Consider the following 14,709-nt stretch of genomic DNA (forward strand, 5'->3'; position numbering starts at 1 on the left):
GTGATCGTTCGGCCACGTTCCGTGGCGTAGTGTTGGTCGAACGGCCGTGGTGTGGCGGTGAGACCAGTCGTGGGTACGAGTTGCTGGACGAACCAACCCTGCGCGGGTGATTCTCGATGCTTTCCACAAAATACAAGAATTTGTTGCTCGCGACGGCGATGTTCAATCTGGGGTTCACCATCTGGTTTTCCTTCGCGCCGTTCACGGAGGGAATCGCCGACGAGTTCGGGCTCTCGGTCGCCGAAATTGGGATTGTCGCAAGTCTGGCGGTCATCGCCGTTCCGCTCGGCCGTATCGTCGTGGGTCCCTACACGGACAAATACGGTGCGCCAGTCACGGCTGGGATTACGCTGGTCGTCGTCGGCATCGCCGCAATCATCAGCTCGTTCGCGACGTCCTACGGCGTCTTTACCGCCTCGAGGGTCGTCGCGTCCCTTGCTGGAATTACTTTCGTCATCGGCATCCAACACGTCGCCGAGTGGTTCGAAGAAGAGAACCTGGGGACTGCCGAAGGGATCTTTGCCGGCATCGGTAACGCAGGAGCCGGACTCGGAGCCTACTTTACGCTCCCGCGGATCTTCGGCGAGGGCTACGTCGGCCCGCTGTTCGCGTCGAACTGGCGCGCCGCGTTCTTCTATACGGGCGCGCTCGCAGTCATCCTCGGCGTCCTCTACTTCGTCTTCGGCGACGCCGCCAAGAGCGAGGAAAAGCGCCAGGCGACCAAACAGGGCGTCACCCTCAAACAGTGGTTCTACATCGCCACCCGACACGGCGCCGTCGTCCTCTCGGCGGCCTACATCATGACCTTCGGCCTCGAGCTCGCGATGAACGGCTGGCTCGGCACGTACTACCGCGAAGCGTTCGGCCAGGGCGACCTCGTGATCGCCGCGACCTTCGCCGCGACGTTCTCGATCGCGGCCGGCCTGTTGCGACCGTTCGGGGGCTACATCAGCGACCTCTTCGCGCGCAGAGAACTCGAGCCGCTGCCGTGGTTCGAGGGTCGCCATCGCGATCAGTGGACGTTCATCACGCTCGTGTTCGTCATGGCGTCGATGTTCGGCATGACCGCGGCCGGACTGACCGGCAACATCTATATCGCTGTCGTCGCCGGCTTCTTCGTCGGGCTGGGCTGTGCGTTCTCCGAGGGAGCGATTTTCGCCCAGGTGCCCGCGATGTTCCCGAACAACTCGGGCTCCGTCGCCGGTATCGTTGGCGGGATCGGCTCGTCCGGCGGATCGATCTATCCGCTCATCTTCGCCTCGACGCTCCTGCCGAACCTCCACCTCGGCTACGCGGTGGTCGCCGTCACGATGATTCCGATCATCGCACTGAGCGCGTGGGTCTTCCAGCCGCATATCGCCGAAAACGCGACCGAGAACGGCTGGTTCGTGGACGAAAACCCCGCACAGCCCCTCGGGAGCGGCGCCGTCGCCGACGACGACTGATATGGACCGGTGTTCCGTGTTACCGGTCATCGCTCGATCGGGAAGCGGTCACTGGTAACGAACCACGATCAGTCGGCCGTCTCAGATTCCGCGTAGTCGGTCCGCTCGAGCGTCTCGACCGACTCCGAGGCGAGGAAACCGCCCGATTCGGCGATATCTTCGAGCGCCTCGGCACGTCGGAGAACGATGCCAACGAAGCCGACTACGAGGATGAGTTCGACGTACATGACGCTTATCTGGCCGACGAATTCGTCGGTCAGTCCGAGCGCGTCCGCGGAGATGAGGCCGCTGCCGACCAGGCCGAGCCACCCGAGGACGACGAGGTACTTGAGTTTGTCAAATAGCAACGCTCGTTCTCGAGAGCGCGTGCCTGCGATCCGGGAAAACGGTCCGAACAGCAGGTAGATGCCGGCGGCGAGCAACACGAACGGCAACAGCGTCGCGATCGTCGAGAGGATGCCGTCGAGATACCAGCTGACGAGTGTGATCCAGACCCGACCGAGTACGATGGCGGTCAGTGCAAGCGCCAGCTGCCGACCGACGCCCGCGACGGCACAGAGCAGATAGAGTATCGGGAGCCACATGAACGTATATCCAAGGAACCGGATCAGATCGGTGTCGGCGCCGTACTGAATATCGACGGCGACGATAAGAACGTACGTGACCGCCATCGCACCGCCGGCGAGGGTCGCGATGTAGCCGTATCGTCGCGTCGATTTCGAGAAGGATCGTGCCCAGACGAAGAAGACGGCTGTAGCGACCCCGAACGCGATGGCGGACCCGGAAAGTGCGTGTATGACGTCTACCACACTCAGTCACCTCCGCTTCCCGCAACTGGTGTCGCTGACGTCGCGCGGCCGTCCTCGAGTGTGAATTCGTCGATCAGCTGTTGGAGCGCCGTCGCGCTCTCGCCCAGCGATGTCGCCGTCTGGGAGACCGAGTCGATCGTCGCGCTGGTCTCTTCGGACGCCGCCGCAGCCTGCTCGGCCTTGCCGCTGGTCTCGTCGGCCACTTCCGCGACGTCGTCGACGATGATCGACAGCTCCTGTGCGGAGTCGGCCTGATCGTCGGTCGTCCGAGCGATCTGTTGGATGCTGCTATCGACTTGCTCCATCTCGTCGGTGATCGCCTCGAGTTGCGTCTCGAGGTCCTCGACGAGCGTCGCTGTCGACTTCATGTTCGCGTCGACGGTCTCGATTTCGTCGGCCGTCGTTCGGGTTCGCTCTCTGATCGACTCGAGAGTGCCTTCGATCTCGTCGACGGCGTCCATTGTCTCCTCGGCGAGTGACTTGATCTCGTCGGCGACGACCGCGAAGCCGCTGCCAGCCTCGCCGGCCGTGGCCGCCTCGATCGAGGCGTTGAGCGCGAGCAGATTCGTCTGATCGGCGATGTCGTCGATCAGCGCGATGATCTCCTCGATCTGCTCGGTTTCGTGGGTGAGCGCCTCGGCGGTCTCGGCGACGGTTTCCGTGTTGTCGACCAGTTCGTCGATGTTCGAGGCCGCCTCGCCTGCAACCTCCCGGCCGTCGTCGGTCATCGTTGTCACCTGGTCGGACTGATCGGCGATCTCGTTGGTCGTCGAGGCGACCTCTTCGGTCGCCGCGGAGAGTTCGCTGATCTCGCCCGCCGCAGTATCGAGGTCGTTCGATTGGCCGGTCGCACCGTCCGCGATCCGCTGGACCGACGTCGCGACCTCCTGGCTGGCGATGCCGATCTGCTCGCTCGAGTTCTCGAGTTCGACCGACATCGTCTCGACGGTGTCGGCGGATTCTTTGACTTCCGTGATCGTCTCGCCGATGCGGTCGAGCATCTCGTTGAACGAGGTCGCGATCGCCTCGATCGCCTCGTCGTCGACCTCCGGCTCGAGGCGCTGGGTAAGGTCACCCTCGGCACAGTCGTCCATCACGTCCGAGAAGCGCTGGGCCTCCGCGACCAGTTGTTCGTTCTGTCGTTCGGCCTTCTTGTGGGTCGCCTGGACCCGTTCGCGTTCTTCCTCGAGTTCCTCGGCCCGCTGTTCGGCCTGGGCCTGGGCCTGCTGGGCCCGTTCCTGTTCGGTCTCGAGATCCTCGAGGGTCTCCTCTAGGGAGTCTCGCATCTCGGCGATCGAGTCGTAGAGCGTCCCGATCTCGTCGACGCGGTCGGTCTCGAGGTCGACCTCGAACTCGCCGTCGCCGATCCGTTCGGTCGATTCGCCGAGCCGGCGCAGCGAGATCGAGACGTTACCGCCGAGAACGATCCCGAGGAGGCCGAGATTCATGATGAATACGATCACGAGCCCCGAAAGTGCCGAGATTGCACGGAGTTCGGTCTCTTCGGCTGGGCCAGACGTGACGTGTTGACCGAACAGAACCGCAAACAGGAGCGTCACTCCGAGTACACACCCTAGTGCGGCAGCTATTTTTACACTATACGAACGCCGAATTCGATCCGGAACGAGTGTTTCGATCACCATCGTATCCCTCCGCGAACGATCCTCTCTACTGTCGGGGGAGAAGATCGGTTCTACTATACAACTAGCAGAGTCGTTCATAATTGTTATCGCCGACTACTCACGGATCGGTGGTATTTCGGTCCGAACCCGACGGTCTTTTGACGGTCTCGACACAACGAGTGGCCAATGGCTGCAGTCACACTCGGACCCGAAGGAACCTACTCCCATCGAGCGGCGAGTGCGATCGCCGACGGCGACGAGATCGCGTTCCGACAGTCGGTCACCTCGATCGTCGACGCCGTCGCCAGCCGCGAGTACGACCGTGGCGTCATCCCGATCGAAAACAGCATCGAGGGCTCCGTGACGGAGAGTCTCGATGCGCTTTCGGAGTACAACGTCAGCGTCGTTCGCGAGATTGTCACGCCGATCCGACACGCCCTCCTCGCACAGGGCGACGGCTTCGACACGATCGCGAGTCACTCTCAGGCATTGGCCCAGTGTCGCACCTATCTCGAGAGTGAGTATCCCTCGGCGACGCTCGAGGCCGTCGCTAGCACGGCCCAGGGCGTCGAGTTCGCCCGCGAGGACGCTTCGGTCGCCGGCATCGGCCATCCGGCCAACGCGGATCAGAACAACGGACTCGAGGTCTTAGCCGAAGATATTCAGGACCAGGACTCGAACGCGACCCGATTCTTCGCTATCGCCCCCACCGACGATCGGTCGACGGGCGGCGGCAAGACTTCGCTGGTCGTCTACCCCAACGCGAACTATCCCGGGCTCTTGCTCGAACTCCTCGAGCCCTTTGCGGAACGCGATATCAACCTGACCCGCGTCGAATCTCGCCCCAGTGGCGAACGGTTAGGTGACTACGTCTTCCACGTCGACATCGAGGCCGGCCTCTACGAATCGCGGACCGAAGACGCACTCGAGGATGTCGAATCGCTGGCCGAAAATGGTTGGGTGAAGCGGCTGGGCTCGTACGACACCGAACACGTCGTCGAGTAGCGCACACACCGAATCGGACACGGCGTCGAGTAGTGCAGACGCCCAACCGGGAGCACGCGCACCGAAACCCGTTTCCCGTCGGTACCAGTACGAGGAGACATGCCACTCGAGTCAGGTGCGGATGCGCCGACGGTGACGGCACCGACCCAGGATGACGAGGACGTGACGCTTTCGTTCGACGAACCGACGGTCGTCTACTTCTACCCGAAAGACGACACGCCGGGCTGTACGGTCGAAGCGAACCAGTTCCAGCGCGAACTCGAGAGCTATCGCGACGCCGGCGTCGACGTCTACGGCGTCTCGGTCGACGACGTCGACTCCCACGCGGACTTTTGCGAGCAGGAAGGCCTCGAGTTCGACCTGCTCGCCGATTCCGACGGGGAGATCGCCGACGCGTTCGACGTCAACCGCCTCGAGAACAGCGCCGTCACGGCACGAACGACGTTCGTCCTCGCCGAGGGCGAGGTCCAGGCCGTCTACGAGAACGTCGACCCCGATGGCCACGCCCGTGATGTCCTCTTCGACGCTCTCGAGGACGAACTCGTCGAGCTGCCGGAGTGACTGGTGACCAGTAGCCGACTCACTGAGAGAGGTGTCCAACACAGCAACCGACGCGACGATCCGCTGTTCTGACCTTCGCGGGCGGGCAGAATTTATCCCGCTCGGGACCCTACGTGGGTCCATGCGAAACAATCCGTTCGACGATCTCGAGACGATGCTCGATCGCATCAGCCGGCAGGTCGAAGAGGGTATGACCGGTGGCGGACTCCAGGTCCCGGGCTCGGTCCCCGTCGACGTGGTCAACACCGGCGAGGAGTACGTCGTCACCGCAGATTTGCCGGGCTATGAAACCGAGGATATCGAACTGACGCTCTCGGAAGGGACCCTGCGTCTCGAGGCCAGTCGGGAGGACGAACTCGAGTTCACCGAGGGCGAGTACCTGCGTCGCGAGCGCACTCGGAAGACGGCGAGTCGTCAGATTCGACTCCCCGAACCCGTCGAGGAAGACGAGATCTCCGCGGGGTACGACAACGGCGTGTTGACGGTTCGGCTGCCGACGATCGGCGAGGACGACAGCTCGAAATCGATCGACATCGAGTGACGCCGATCGGACGACCGTCGATCCAGCCGTCGAGGACTGCGCGGAAACCACGACTCGAGAGTTCTCTATGGAAAGCTATAGGACGCCGTCCCGTCGAAGTGTACACAAATGAGTGACGCGGGATACGACCACGCGGCGGTCGAACGACGCTGGCAGGAGGCGTGGGACGACGCAGACGCCTACCGGACGCCCGACGATGTCGAGGACCCGACCTACGTCCTCGGGATGTACCCCTATCCGTCGGGCAAACTACACATGGGCCACGTCCGAAACTACACGATCACGGACGCCTACGCCCGTTATCGCCGGATGACCGGCGACGAGGTCCTCCATCCGATGGGGTGGGACGCCTTCGGTCTCCCCGCCGAGAACGCGGCCAAGGAACGCGATACCAACCCGCGGGACTGGACGTTCGACTGCATCGACACGATGCGCGGCCAGATGGAGTCGATGGGCTTTGGCTACGACTGGGACCGCGAAATCGCCACCTGCACGCCCGAGTACTACCAGTGGAACCAGTGGCTTTTCTCGCGGTTTCACGACGAAGACCTGGTCGAACGTCGTGACGCCGATGTCAACTGGTGTCCCGAGTGCGAAACCGTCCTCGCCGACGAACAGGTCGAGGGCGGAGAGAGCCCGGAGGGGTCTCAGGGAGGCGGCGAAGCCGCCGAACTCTGCTGGCGCTGTGACACTCCCGTCGAACAGCGCGAACTCGAGCAGTGGTTCCTCAAAATCACCGAGTACGCAGACGAACTCCTCGAGGATATCGACGACTTGGAGGGGTGGCCAAACTCGGTGCGTCAGATGCAACGCAACTGGATCGGGCGGCAGTACGGCGCTGAAGTGGACTTCGAAATCGAGGACCACGGCCCAGTTACCGCCTTTACGACCCGCCTCGATACCATCTACGGCGCGACCTTCTTCGCACTTGCGCCGGATCACCCGATCAGCGAAGAACTCGCCGAGGAAGACGAAGGGGTCCGCCACTTCATCGAGGAGGAGGCCGACCCCGACGGCGACGAACCCAACGGCGTCGAGACGAATCTGACCGCGACTAACCCCGCCACCGGAGAGGAGATTCCGGTCTACGTCGCCGACTTCGTCCTCTCGGATGTCGGGACCGGCGCGCTGATGGCCGTTCCCGGCCACGACGAGCGCGACCACGCCTTCGCCCAGAAGATGGGCGAAGAGATCGTTCCCGTCGTCGCGCCCGAACCCGAAGAAGTCGAGGAGACGGAGGCACCGGACGTCAGCGAGGAAGCGTTCACCGACGACGGCGTCCTCGTCAACTCCGGCGAGTACGCCGGCCTCGAGAGCGAGACAGCCCGCGAGCAACTCATCGAAGACATCGACAGCGCCGAACACACGGCTCAGTACCAGCTTCGCGACTGGGGGATCTCCCGCCAGCGCTACTGGGGAACGCCGATCCCGGTCGTCCACTGTCACGACGGCTGTGGCTCGGTCGTCGTCCCCGACGAGGAGCTGCCCGTCGAGTTACCGGCGTTCATCAACACGACCGGCAATCCGCTGGACGCCGCCGAGGAGTGGAAGCGGACGACCTGTCCCGAGTGTGGCGGCGAGGCCACCCGCGAGACCGACACGATGGACACCTTCGTCGACTCCTCGTGGTACTTCCTGCGATACGTCTCGCCCGACCTCGCAGACGCCCCGTTCGACCTGGAGCAGACGAACGACTGGATGCCCGTCGATCAGTACGTCGGCGGCATCGAACACGCCGTGATGCACTTGCTGTACTCGCGGTTTTTCACCAAGGTGTTGGCCGACCACGAGGGCCTCGACCACCGCGAGCCCTTCACGAACCTGCTCGCACAGGGGATGGTCCAGCTCGAGGGCGAGAAGATGTCGAAATCGAAGGGCAACGTCGTCTCGCCCCAGCGGATCGTCGAGGAGTACGGCGCCGACACCGCGCGGCTGTTCATGATGCAGGCCGCCCAGCCCGAGCGCGACTTCGACTGGAGCGAAGAAGGGGTTCGCTCGACGAACGCCTTCCTGACGCGGCTGAAGGAGATGGTCGAGGACTTCAGCGCGGACGAGCCAGACGGCGAGGAAGACGCCATCGCCCGCTACGTCGCCGCCGAGATCGACGCGACGATCGCCATCGCCGGCTCGGAGTACGACGATCTGACGTTCAATCGCGCACTCCGGGAAACCCAGGATCTGACGCGGACGCTCCGACAATACGCCGCGTACACCGAGCCCCACGCCGACACCTACGAACGAGGTCTTTCGGCGGTCGTGCGACTGCTCGCACCCGTCGCCCCCCACATCGCCGAAGAGCTGTACGACGAACTCGGTCACGACGGCCTCGTCGTCGACGCACCCTGGCCCAGCGCCGAGATCGATCACGAGCACGTCCGCAAGCGCCGCCAGCTCGTCGCAAACACCCGCGAGGACGTCCGCGACATCGTCGACGTCGCCGGCATCGAGGACCCACAGGCCATCGACGTTGTCGTCGCCCCCGACTGGAAGTACGACGCCCTCGAGATCGCTATCGAGAGCGACGCCGACAACCTGATCGGCGAACTCATGCAGGAGTCACACATCCGCGAGCAGGGCGACGCCGCCGCTGACTACGGCCAGGATCTGCAGGCCGAGCGCGAAGCCCTCTCGAGGACGCTCGAGCCCGACGCAGAACACGACGCCCTCGAGTCTGCGGCGTGGCTGCTCGAGCGCGAGTTCGACGCCGCCGTCTCGGTCCGCAGTGCGGACGAGGTCGACGAGAGCGTGCTGAAAAACGCCGCACCCGGTCGGCCGGCGATCGAGATCGAGGACTGATCGCCGCAGTCGTTTTGTAGCGAGTCGTCGAACCATCGAGGCGATGCCGACGATACGGGGCTTCCGCGGGCGCAAGGATGTCTGAGCGATCGTTCAGGCACACGGACGAGCGTGGCGTGTCGCCTCCGACGGGATACTCCCGGCAGATGTCCTGCACGACGGACCGTCGATCCCTCCGACGGTGACGTGGACCGCTGGCTCGAGGAACTCCGTGCGGACGCCGAGGGCGTGCTCGTCGCTCTCGAGAACGGTTCGGTTCGTGGCTTCGCCGATTTTCGGTGGGAAGACACACCGACGAAAGCGTTCGTCGATCCGGACGAGGCAGAACTCAAAGCCATCTACGTCGATCCCGATTCGTGGGGCCAGGGGCTCGGCACCGCGCTGCTCGAGGCCGGCCTCGAGAGACTGCCCGACGAGATCGAGCGGCTCCGACTCGAGGTGCTTGCCGACAACGACATCGGCACACGGTTCTACTCCGGTCGCGGTGTACACGCTCGAGGTCGACGGCTAATCGACGCTCTCCGGGCCGGGTTCATCCTGTTCGGGCTCGAATCGGTACTCGCCGTCGAAGGTCATCCCCGTACAATTGGGGAAATCGTCGGCTTGCGGACAGCCCTCGCAGTCGTCGGTCGCCGTCAGTCCCTTGTGGACTACGTAGGGGACCAACAGTCCGACGAACAGCGCCGCCGTCAGGAGCCGGTCGCCGGGCCGAAAGAGGATCGGAAAGGCGAGGTGGGCCAGTCCGACCGCGAGCAGGGCTTTGCTCCAGATTCGCGTGCGTCTGGCTCGAGTGCCCGGTACGAGTTCCCGGCGAGCATCGGCGCTGCGAGGGCGAACGCCACGAGGTGGAATCCCGTCGTCGAGAGCCCAAACAGGGCGTGTTCGGGCCAGAGTAGGCGGGTGATCACGAGCGTCAACAGCGACAGGAACGCGACCGGATAGACGACGAAACAGCCCATACACAGTCGGTGATCGTACAGTTCGATCGTGTGGTGTCCGTAGTACTGACGATATCAATCATTATAAATATGGGTCATGAGAACAATTAACAATACTGCACCATCTCCTGATGGGTGGATAGTTCGACCATGACCGTAGGCCGGTTCGACCCGACGACACGGGTACAAGTCTCCGTCTCAGGGTCGTCGTACGTCCGTCGGCGATTCGCCGAAGACGTCGCTGTGACAGAGCGTGGCGAGTCGTTCGACTGCGCCGACGAGCCGCGGCGTCCATCGGGTCAGGTACGCGCCGCCGTCGAGCACGAAGACCCGATCCTCACGAACGGCCGTCACGTCGTCCCAGCCGGGCCGATCGGCGAGTTCGTGAAACTGGTCGCAGGTTCGGTCGGCGTCGAATCCACAGGGTGCGACGACGACCACCTCGGGATCGTACTCGAGAAACGCTTCCCACTCGAGGGGTTCGGACGGCTGGCCGACGTCACCGAGTCCGTACTCGCCGCCTGCAGCGGTGACGACGTCGGGAACCCAGTAGCCCGCCGGTCGAACCGGATCCATCCACTCGAGGACCGCCGTCCGCGGTCGTGGATGCTCGGGAACACGCGTTTCGACGGCGGCAATCCGGTCGCGCAACTCTTCGATCAGCGACGCCGCTCGATCCTCGGTACCGGTCGCCGCGCCGACCTCGCGAACGCACTCGAGGACGTCCTCGAGTTGCTCGGCCTGGAGTGCGAGGACATCCGGATCGGCCTCGAGCTCCGCGAGCGTCTCGCCGACGAGGACGTCGTCGACCGCACAGACGCCACAGACGCCCTGCGTGACGATCAGGTCGGGATCGACGGCGTCGATTCGCTCGGGATTCATCCGATAGAGGTGGCCGTCGCTGGTCGCCGCCTGGACCTGGTCGTGACGGTCGGCGCTGGCGCGTGCGTCGACCTTCGAGACATCGATCTCGGGGAGCTCGATCGCTTCGGGTGGATAATCGCAGGCGTGTGAGACCGCGACCGGCTCGACGCCGAGGGCGTACAGAATCTCGGTCGAAGACGGCGACGTGGAGATGACGTTCATCGATATATGTGACTTGTTCTCACGAGCGGGTATTATCCTGGCGGATCGCGCCGATCGCCCCCAGCAGGAGTGCCACCGCCAGCGCCGTCGCGATCGGACCGAATCCGGGGACGGCGTCTGTACCGTCGGCCGGCCTCTCGTCCGTCCTGTCGGATCCGCTCGCGTCCGGTTCGTCGCCGCTCGCGTCCGGTTCCTCGGTGGCCTCGGCGTAGGCGTCGGGGTGGAGTGCTTCGGCGAGTTCGCTGACCGCGTGGACGGTTCGCGGGCCGGGCCGATTTAGGTGATTGACGTCGATTATCACCGCCTGATCGTTCTCGACGGCGGTCGTCGAGTCGTACGCCGGACTGTCGGGAACCGTCGGCGAGTTGGTGTTGAGGACGATCCAGTCGGGATCCATCTCGATGACGGTTTCCTCGTTCAGCTCTGCGTACTCCTCGATGCCGGCTTCGGCGGCCACGTTCGTCCCGCCGGCGGTCTCGATAATTGTGTCGATGAACGTCCCCTCGCCAGCAGTGAACCCGAAGAAGGTGTAAAGCACGTCGGGCCGGTCCTCGCCCTCGATCGTCGATTCGACGAGCTCGAGCTCCTCGTCCATCCATGCGACGGTCTCGGCGGTACCCTCACACTCGCCGACGAGCGACCCGATGCGGTGCGTTCGCTCGCGGACGTCGTCGATCGATTCCGCGGACTCGAAGTGATGCACCGTCAGCCCCGACTCCCGAAGTGCGTTGACGGTTTCCTCGGAGACATACTCCGAACTCGGCGCGAGGACGAGATCCGGCTCTTCGGCGACGACGAGTTCCGGCTCGACCGTCTGTGCGGCCGTCGAAATGTTCGTTCGGTCTTCGGCCCCCTCGAGGTTGGCCGCGTGCTGGGTCACGCCTGTGACTTTCTCCGCGGCGCCGATCTCCCACATCGTCTGGGCCGCACTCGGCGCGAGCGTCACGACCGAGTCGGGTTCGTCCTCGAGTGTGATCTCCGTCCCGGTGTCGTCGGTGACGGTCAGCGGGAACGAACACTCCACACCGGTCGCCTGAGCATTCGAGTGGTGTGGGTCCTGTGTCGGTACGTCCTCGAGTGCCGCGACGGGTGCTAGCGACCCCATCGCGACGAGGACCACGACGCCGAGTACGACGAATCGTCTGCCGTGCATGACCGAACGCTCGCCGCCAGGCCAATATATCTGTGCCTATCGCAAGCTCGGTTACAGCGCACTGTCGATCGTCCTGCGGACAGATTGCCGAACATCTCGCAGGATGTCTAGGCGAACAACTGCCGCGCGTCGTCCAGCGCTGCTACCAGCTTGTCGATCTCCTCACGCGTGTTGTACACGTAGAACGAGGCTCGAGTCGACGCCGCGACGCCGAGTTTGTCGTGCAGCGGCTGGGTACAGTGGTCGCCGGCCCGGACGGCGATCGTATGGTCGTTCAGGATCGAGGTGAGGTCGTGGGCGTGGACGCCCTCGAGATTGAAGCTGACGAGGCCGCCGCGTTCGGGACCGGGTTCGGGGCCGTAAATTTCGACATCGCCTTCGGCCGCGAGTTGCTCGTAGGCGTAGCGGGCGAGTTCCTGCTCGTGGCTCTCGATGCGATCCATGCCGATCTCCTCGAGCCAGTCGATCGCGGCATCGAGGCCGACGGCTTCGGCGATCTGTGGCGTTCCGGGCTCGAACTTCCAGGGCAGGTCGCCCCAGGTCGAGTCTTCGAAGGTGACCTTCCGGATCATCCCGCCGCCGTAGAGGTAGGGCTCCATCTCCTCGAGTAGGTCCTGTTTGCCGTAGAGGACGCCGATACCGGTCGGACCGGCCATCTTGTGGCCCGAGAAGGCGTAGAAGTCGGCGTCGATCGCCGCGACGTCGACGGGGCGGTTGGGAACGGCCTGTGCGCCGTCGATAAAGGAGAGGGCGTCGTGCTCGTGAGCGAGATCGGTGAGCTCGGAAACGGGGTTGACGGTCCCGAGCGTGTTCGAGACGTGGACCGCCGAGACGATGGCGGTGTCGTCGTCGATCAGGTCCCGAGCGTGGTCCATGTCGAGGCGGCCGTCCGCGTCGACGCGGATGTACTCGATGTCGGCGCCGGTCTGCTTGGCGATCTGTTGCCAGGTGACCAGCGAGGCGTGGTGTTCCATCTCGGTGAGCACGACGCGATCGCCGGGCCCGAGTTCGTTCAGCCCCCACGCGTAGGCGACCAGGTTCTCGCCCTCCGTCGTGTTCTTCGTGAAGATGACCTCCTCGCGGCCGTCGGCGCCGATGAACTCAGCGACGCGGTCGTGGGCCTCCTCGTAGAGCCTCGAGGCCTCCTGGCTCAGGTGGTGGATCCCCCGGTGGATGTTCGCGTTCGACTCACGGTAGTAGTCACTCATCGCGTCGACGACCGGATCCGGCGTCTGGGTCGTCGCCGCGTTGTCGAGATAGACGACCTGCTGGCCGTCGAACTCCCGCTGGAGGATGGGAAATTCCTCGCGAATAGATGCGACATCGAGGGGCTCGAGATTCCGTTGACTCATTGGAAACTAGCAGGGATCCCAGACAAAACACTCCTTCGGTTTCGCGAGGTAACACGTCCAGTTGCCGCTATCGCCGACGCCTCGAGCGGGCCCACTCGAGGATAGCGGTCAGCACGTCCAGTATCGACTGCAGGGGTCGAAACGCCGACACCGATCTAACGGCAGTCAGTACATCCGCAACAACTGGGCGTGTCGCGTCTCGCCGACCTCGAGGACGGCCTCCTCGTCGATGATCCCCTCCTCGACGGCGAGGTCGACCGCGTTCGTGCCGACGATGTTGGCGACGTCGGCCCGCGCGAGGCTCTCGACGACGTCCCCGTCGGTCGCGGCCTCGCCGGCGTAGAACTCCTCGGTGACCGTCAGGGAGAACTCGCCTTCCTCGAACGTCTCGCCGAGGACGTCGTCGTCACAGACCGACACGAGCAGCCCCTCCGGCGTCTCTCGCTCGTTGAGTTGCATCTTACTCGAGTTCCCACTCGCGGTCGTCGTCGCCGCGGTCGGACTCGGGACCGCCCAGGCTGCCGAGGTCCTCCTCGGCGAGATCGACGCCGTCGAGACCGCCGCCACCGAGACCGCCGACCTGTTGCCCGCCACCGACAGCCTGACCGCCGCCTTCCATACGCTCTTGCATGACATCCTGCTCGGCCCGTTCGCGCATCTCGTTTGCCTCCTCGGCGATCTCCTCGGCCTCGTCGTACTCGCCTAAATCCTCGAGAATGTGGGCTTTCTCCTCGAGGATCTTCGCGTTGCGCAGGCCGAGGCGAATCGCGTTGTCGATACAGTGCAGCGCTTCCTCGGAGAGGCCGCGTTCCGAGAGGAAGAAGGCGCGGTTGAACCAGCCCTCGGCGAACCGCTCGTCGAGTTCGACGGCGCGTTCGGCGTGTTCGAGGGCCTGGGCGGTCTCGCCGAACTCCCAGAGGGCGTAGGCGAGGTTCGTCTCAGCCGTCGCGGTGTGGTCGTTCGAGGCGTCGATCGAAATCGCTTCCTGGTGAGCGCCGATCGCCCGGTCCCACTCCTCGAGTTCGGCGTGTGCGATGCCCTTGTTCACCCAGGCCTCCTGCTCGAGGCGGTCGTCCTCGGCGAAGTTGGCGGTTCGCTCGAAGGCCTCGGTGGCCTGCTCGTAGCGGTTGATCTGCATGTAGTTGAGCCCGACGTCGAGCAACTCCGTGGCGTCGACCTCGTCGCTGCCGATGTTGTGCTCGTCGAGGGTGTCGGAGACGACGCGGGAGTCGACGGGGTCGACCTTCGAGGGGTCGACGTCCAGTTCCGGCGGGTCCAGATCGAACTCGTCGTAGGGATCGTCGAACCCCTCTCCGGCGGAGAACTCGTGATCGCGGTCGCCCTCTCGGTCGGTCATAGTCGAATCGTGGCGGCGACGACTGTTAAGGGCTGCGACCCGTT

The 14,709-nt window shown here is 64.1% G+C and carries 13 protein-coding genes; 6 read left to right on the forward strand and 7 right to left on the reverse strand.

Annotated features, from left to right (window positions below; genetic code table 11):
• The first annotated feature begins 116 nt into the window (after positions 1-116).
• A complete protein-coding gene (locus D8Y22_RS06205) occupies positions 117-1,445 on the forward strand; it encodes an MFS transporter (RefSeq protein WP_141463837.1) in 1,329 nt (442 codons plus the stop codon).
• A 68-nt stretch (positions 1,446-1,513) separates the two neighbouring features.
• On the opposite strand, the gene D8Y22_RS06210 is transcribed toward D8Y22_RS06205, so the two are convergent.
• Complete coding sequence (locus D8Y22_RS06210; protein WP_141463838.1) at positions 1,514-2,254, reverse strand: bacteriorhodopsin; 741 nt, start codon at positions 2,252-2,254, stop codon at positions 1,514-1,516.
• Positions 2,255-2,256: 2 nt separating this feature from the next.
• Positions 2,257-3,897, reverse strand: a complete 1,641-nt coding sequence (locus D8Y22_RS06215) for a methyl-accepting chemotaxis protein (protein WP_141463839.1) — start codon at positions 3,895-3,897, stop codon at positions 2,257-2,259.
• A 165-nt stretch (positions 3,898-4,062) separates the two neighbouring features.
• On the opposite strand from D8Y22_RS06215, the gene pheA reads away from it, so the two are divergent.
• From pheA to D8Y22_RS06240, 5 genes are all read left to right on the forward strand, one after another.
• Positions 4,063-4,881, forward strand: coding sequence for a prephenate dehydratase (pheA, locus tag D8Y22_RS06220; RefSeq protein WP_141463840.1), 819 nt, complete (start codon positions 4,063-4,065; stop codon positions 4,879-4,881).
• A gap of 99 nt (positions 4,882-4,980) precedes the next feature.
• Entirely contained in the window at positions 4,981-5,442 is a 462-nt protein-coding gene (locus D8Y22_RS06225) for a peroxiredoxin (RefSeq protein ID WP_141463841.1), read from the forward strand.
• A gap of 121 nt (positions 5,443-5,563) precedes the next feature.
• Entirely contained in the window at positions 5,564-5,983 is a 420-nt protein-coding gene (locus tag D8Y22_RS06230; RefSeq protein WP_141463842.1) for an Hsp20/alpha crystallin family protein, read from the forward strand.
• Between the two features lie 108 nt (positions 5,984-6,091).
• A complete protein-coding gene (gene leuS / locus D8Y22_RS06235; protein WP_141463843.1) occupies positions 6,092-8,779 on the forward strand; it encodes a leucine--tRNA ligase in 2,688 nt (895 codons plus the stop codon).
• 186 nt (positions 8,780-8,965) lie between these two features.
• On the forward strand, positions 8,966-9,721 hold the full coding sequence (locus tag D8Y22_RS06240; protein WP_246084364.1) for a GNAT family N-acetyltransferase: 756 nt from the start codon (positions 8,966-8,968) through the stop codon (positions 9,719-9,721).
• Between the two features lie 194 nt (positions 9,722-9,915).
• Here the strand turns inward: D8Y22_RS06240 and D8Y22_RS06245 are convergent, their stop codons facing one another.
• From D8Y22_RS06245 to D8Y22_RS06265, 5 genes are all read right to left on the reverse strand, one after another.
• A complete protein-coding gene (locus D8Y22_RS06245; RefSeq protein ID WP_174811784.1) occupies positions 9,916-10,803 on the reverse strand; it encodes an ABC transporter substrate-binding protein in 888 nt (295 codons plus the stop codon).
• 19 nt (positions 10,804-10,822) lie between these two features.
• A complete protein-coding gene (locus tag D8Y22_RS06250; RefSeq protein ID WP_141463845.1) occupies positions 10,823-11,956 on the reverse strand; it encodes a PGF-CTERM-anchored ABC transporter substrate-binding protein in 1,134 nt (377 codons plus the stop codon).
• 107 nt (positions 11,957-12,063) lie between these two features.
• A complete protein-coding gene (locus tag D8Y22_RS06255; protein WP_141463846.1) occupies positions 12,064-13,308 on the reverse strand; it encodes an aminotransferase class V-fold PLP-dependent enzyme in 1,245 nt (414 codons plus the stop codon).
• 165 nt (positions 13,309-13,473) lie between these two features.
• Complete coding sequence (locus D8Y22_RS06260; RefSeq protein WP_141463847.1) at positions 13,474-13,767, reverse strand: DUF424 domain-containing protein; 294 nt, start codon at positions 13,765-13,767, stop codon at positions 13,474-13,476.
• 1 nt (position 13,768) lies between these two features.
• Positions 13,769-14,665 (reverse strand): tetratricopeptide repeat protein, encoded by an 897-nt coding sequence (locus tag D8Y22_RS06265; RefSeq protein WP_141463848.1) that lies wholly within the window; start codon positions 14,663-14,665, stop codon positions 13,769-13,771.
• Between the last annotated feature and the right edge of the window lie 44 nt (positions 14,666-14,709).

This window comes from Salinadaptatus halalkaliphilus (genome assembly GCF_006543045.1).
Taxonomy (GTDB): domain Archaea; phylum Halobacteriota; class Halobacteria; order Halobacteriales; family Natrialbaceae; genus Salinadaptatus; species Salinadaptatus halalkaliphilus.

Bases quoted from the DNA above. Each gene is read 5' to 3' on its own strand.
- D8Y22_RS06205 (WP_141463837.1), top strand. From the start codon at position 117: ATGCTTTCCACAAAATACAAGAATTTGTTGCTCGCGACGGCGATGTTC.
- D8Y22_RS06215 (WP_141463839.1), bottom strand. From the start codon at position 3,897: ATGGTGATCGAAACACTCGTTCCGGATCGAATTCGGCGTTCGTATAGT.
- pheA (WP_141463840.1), top strand. From the start codon at position 4,063: ATGGCTGCAGTCACACTCGGACCCGAAGGAACCTACTCCCATCGAGCG.
- D8Y22_RS06225 (WP_141463841.1), top strand. From the start codon at position 4,981: ATGCCACTCGAGTCAGGTGCGGATGCGCCGACGGTGACGGCACCGACC.
- D8Y22_RS06230 (WP_141463842.1), top strand. From the start codon at position 5,564: ATGCGAAACAATCCGTTCGACGATCTCGAGACGATGCTCGATCGCATC.
- leuS (WP_141463843.1), top strand. From the start codon at position 6,092: ATGAGTGACGCGGGATACGACCACGCGGCGGTCGAACGACGCTGGCAG.
- D8Y22_RS06245 (WP_174811784.1), bottom strand. From the start codon at position 10,803: ATGAACGTCATCTCCACGTCGCCGTCTTCGACCGAGATTCTGTACGCC.
- D8Y22_RS06250 (WP_141463845.1), bottom strand. From the start codon at position 11,956: ATGCACGGCAGACGATTCGTCGTACTCGGCGTCGTGGTCCTCGTCGCG.
- D8Y22_RS06255 (WP_141463846.1), bottom strand. From the start codon at position 13,308: ATGAGTCAACGGAATCTCGAGCCCCTCGATGTCGCATCTATTCGCGAG.
- D8Y22_RS06260 (WP_141463847.1), bottom strand. From the start codon at position 13,767: ATGCAACTCAACGAGCGAGAGACGCCGGAGGGGCTGCTCGTGTCGGTC.
- D8Y22_RS06265 (WP_141463848.1), bottom strand. From the start codon at position 14,665: ATGACCGACCGAGAGGGCGACCGCGATCACGAGTTCTCCGCCGGAGAG.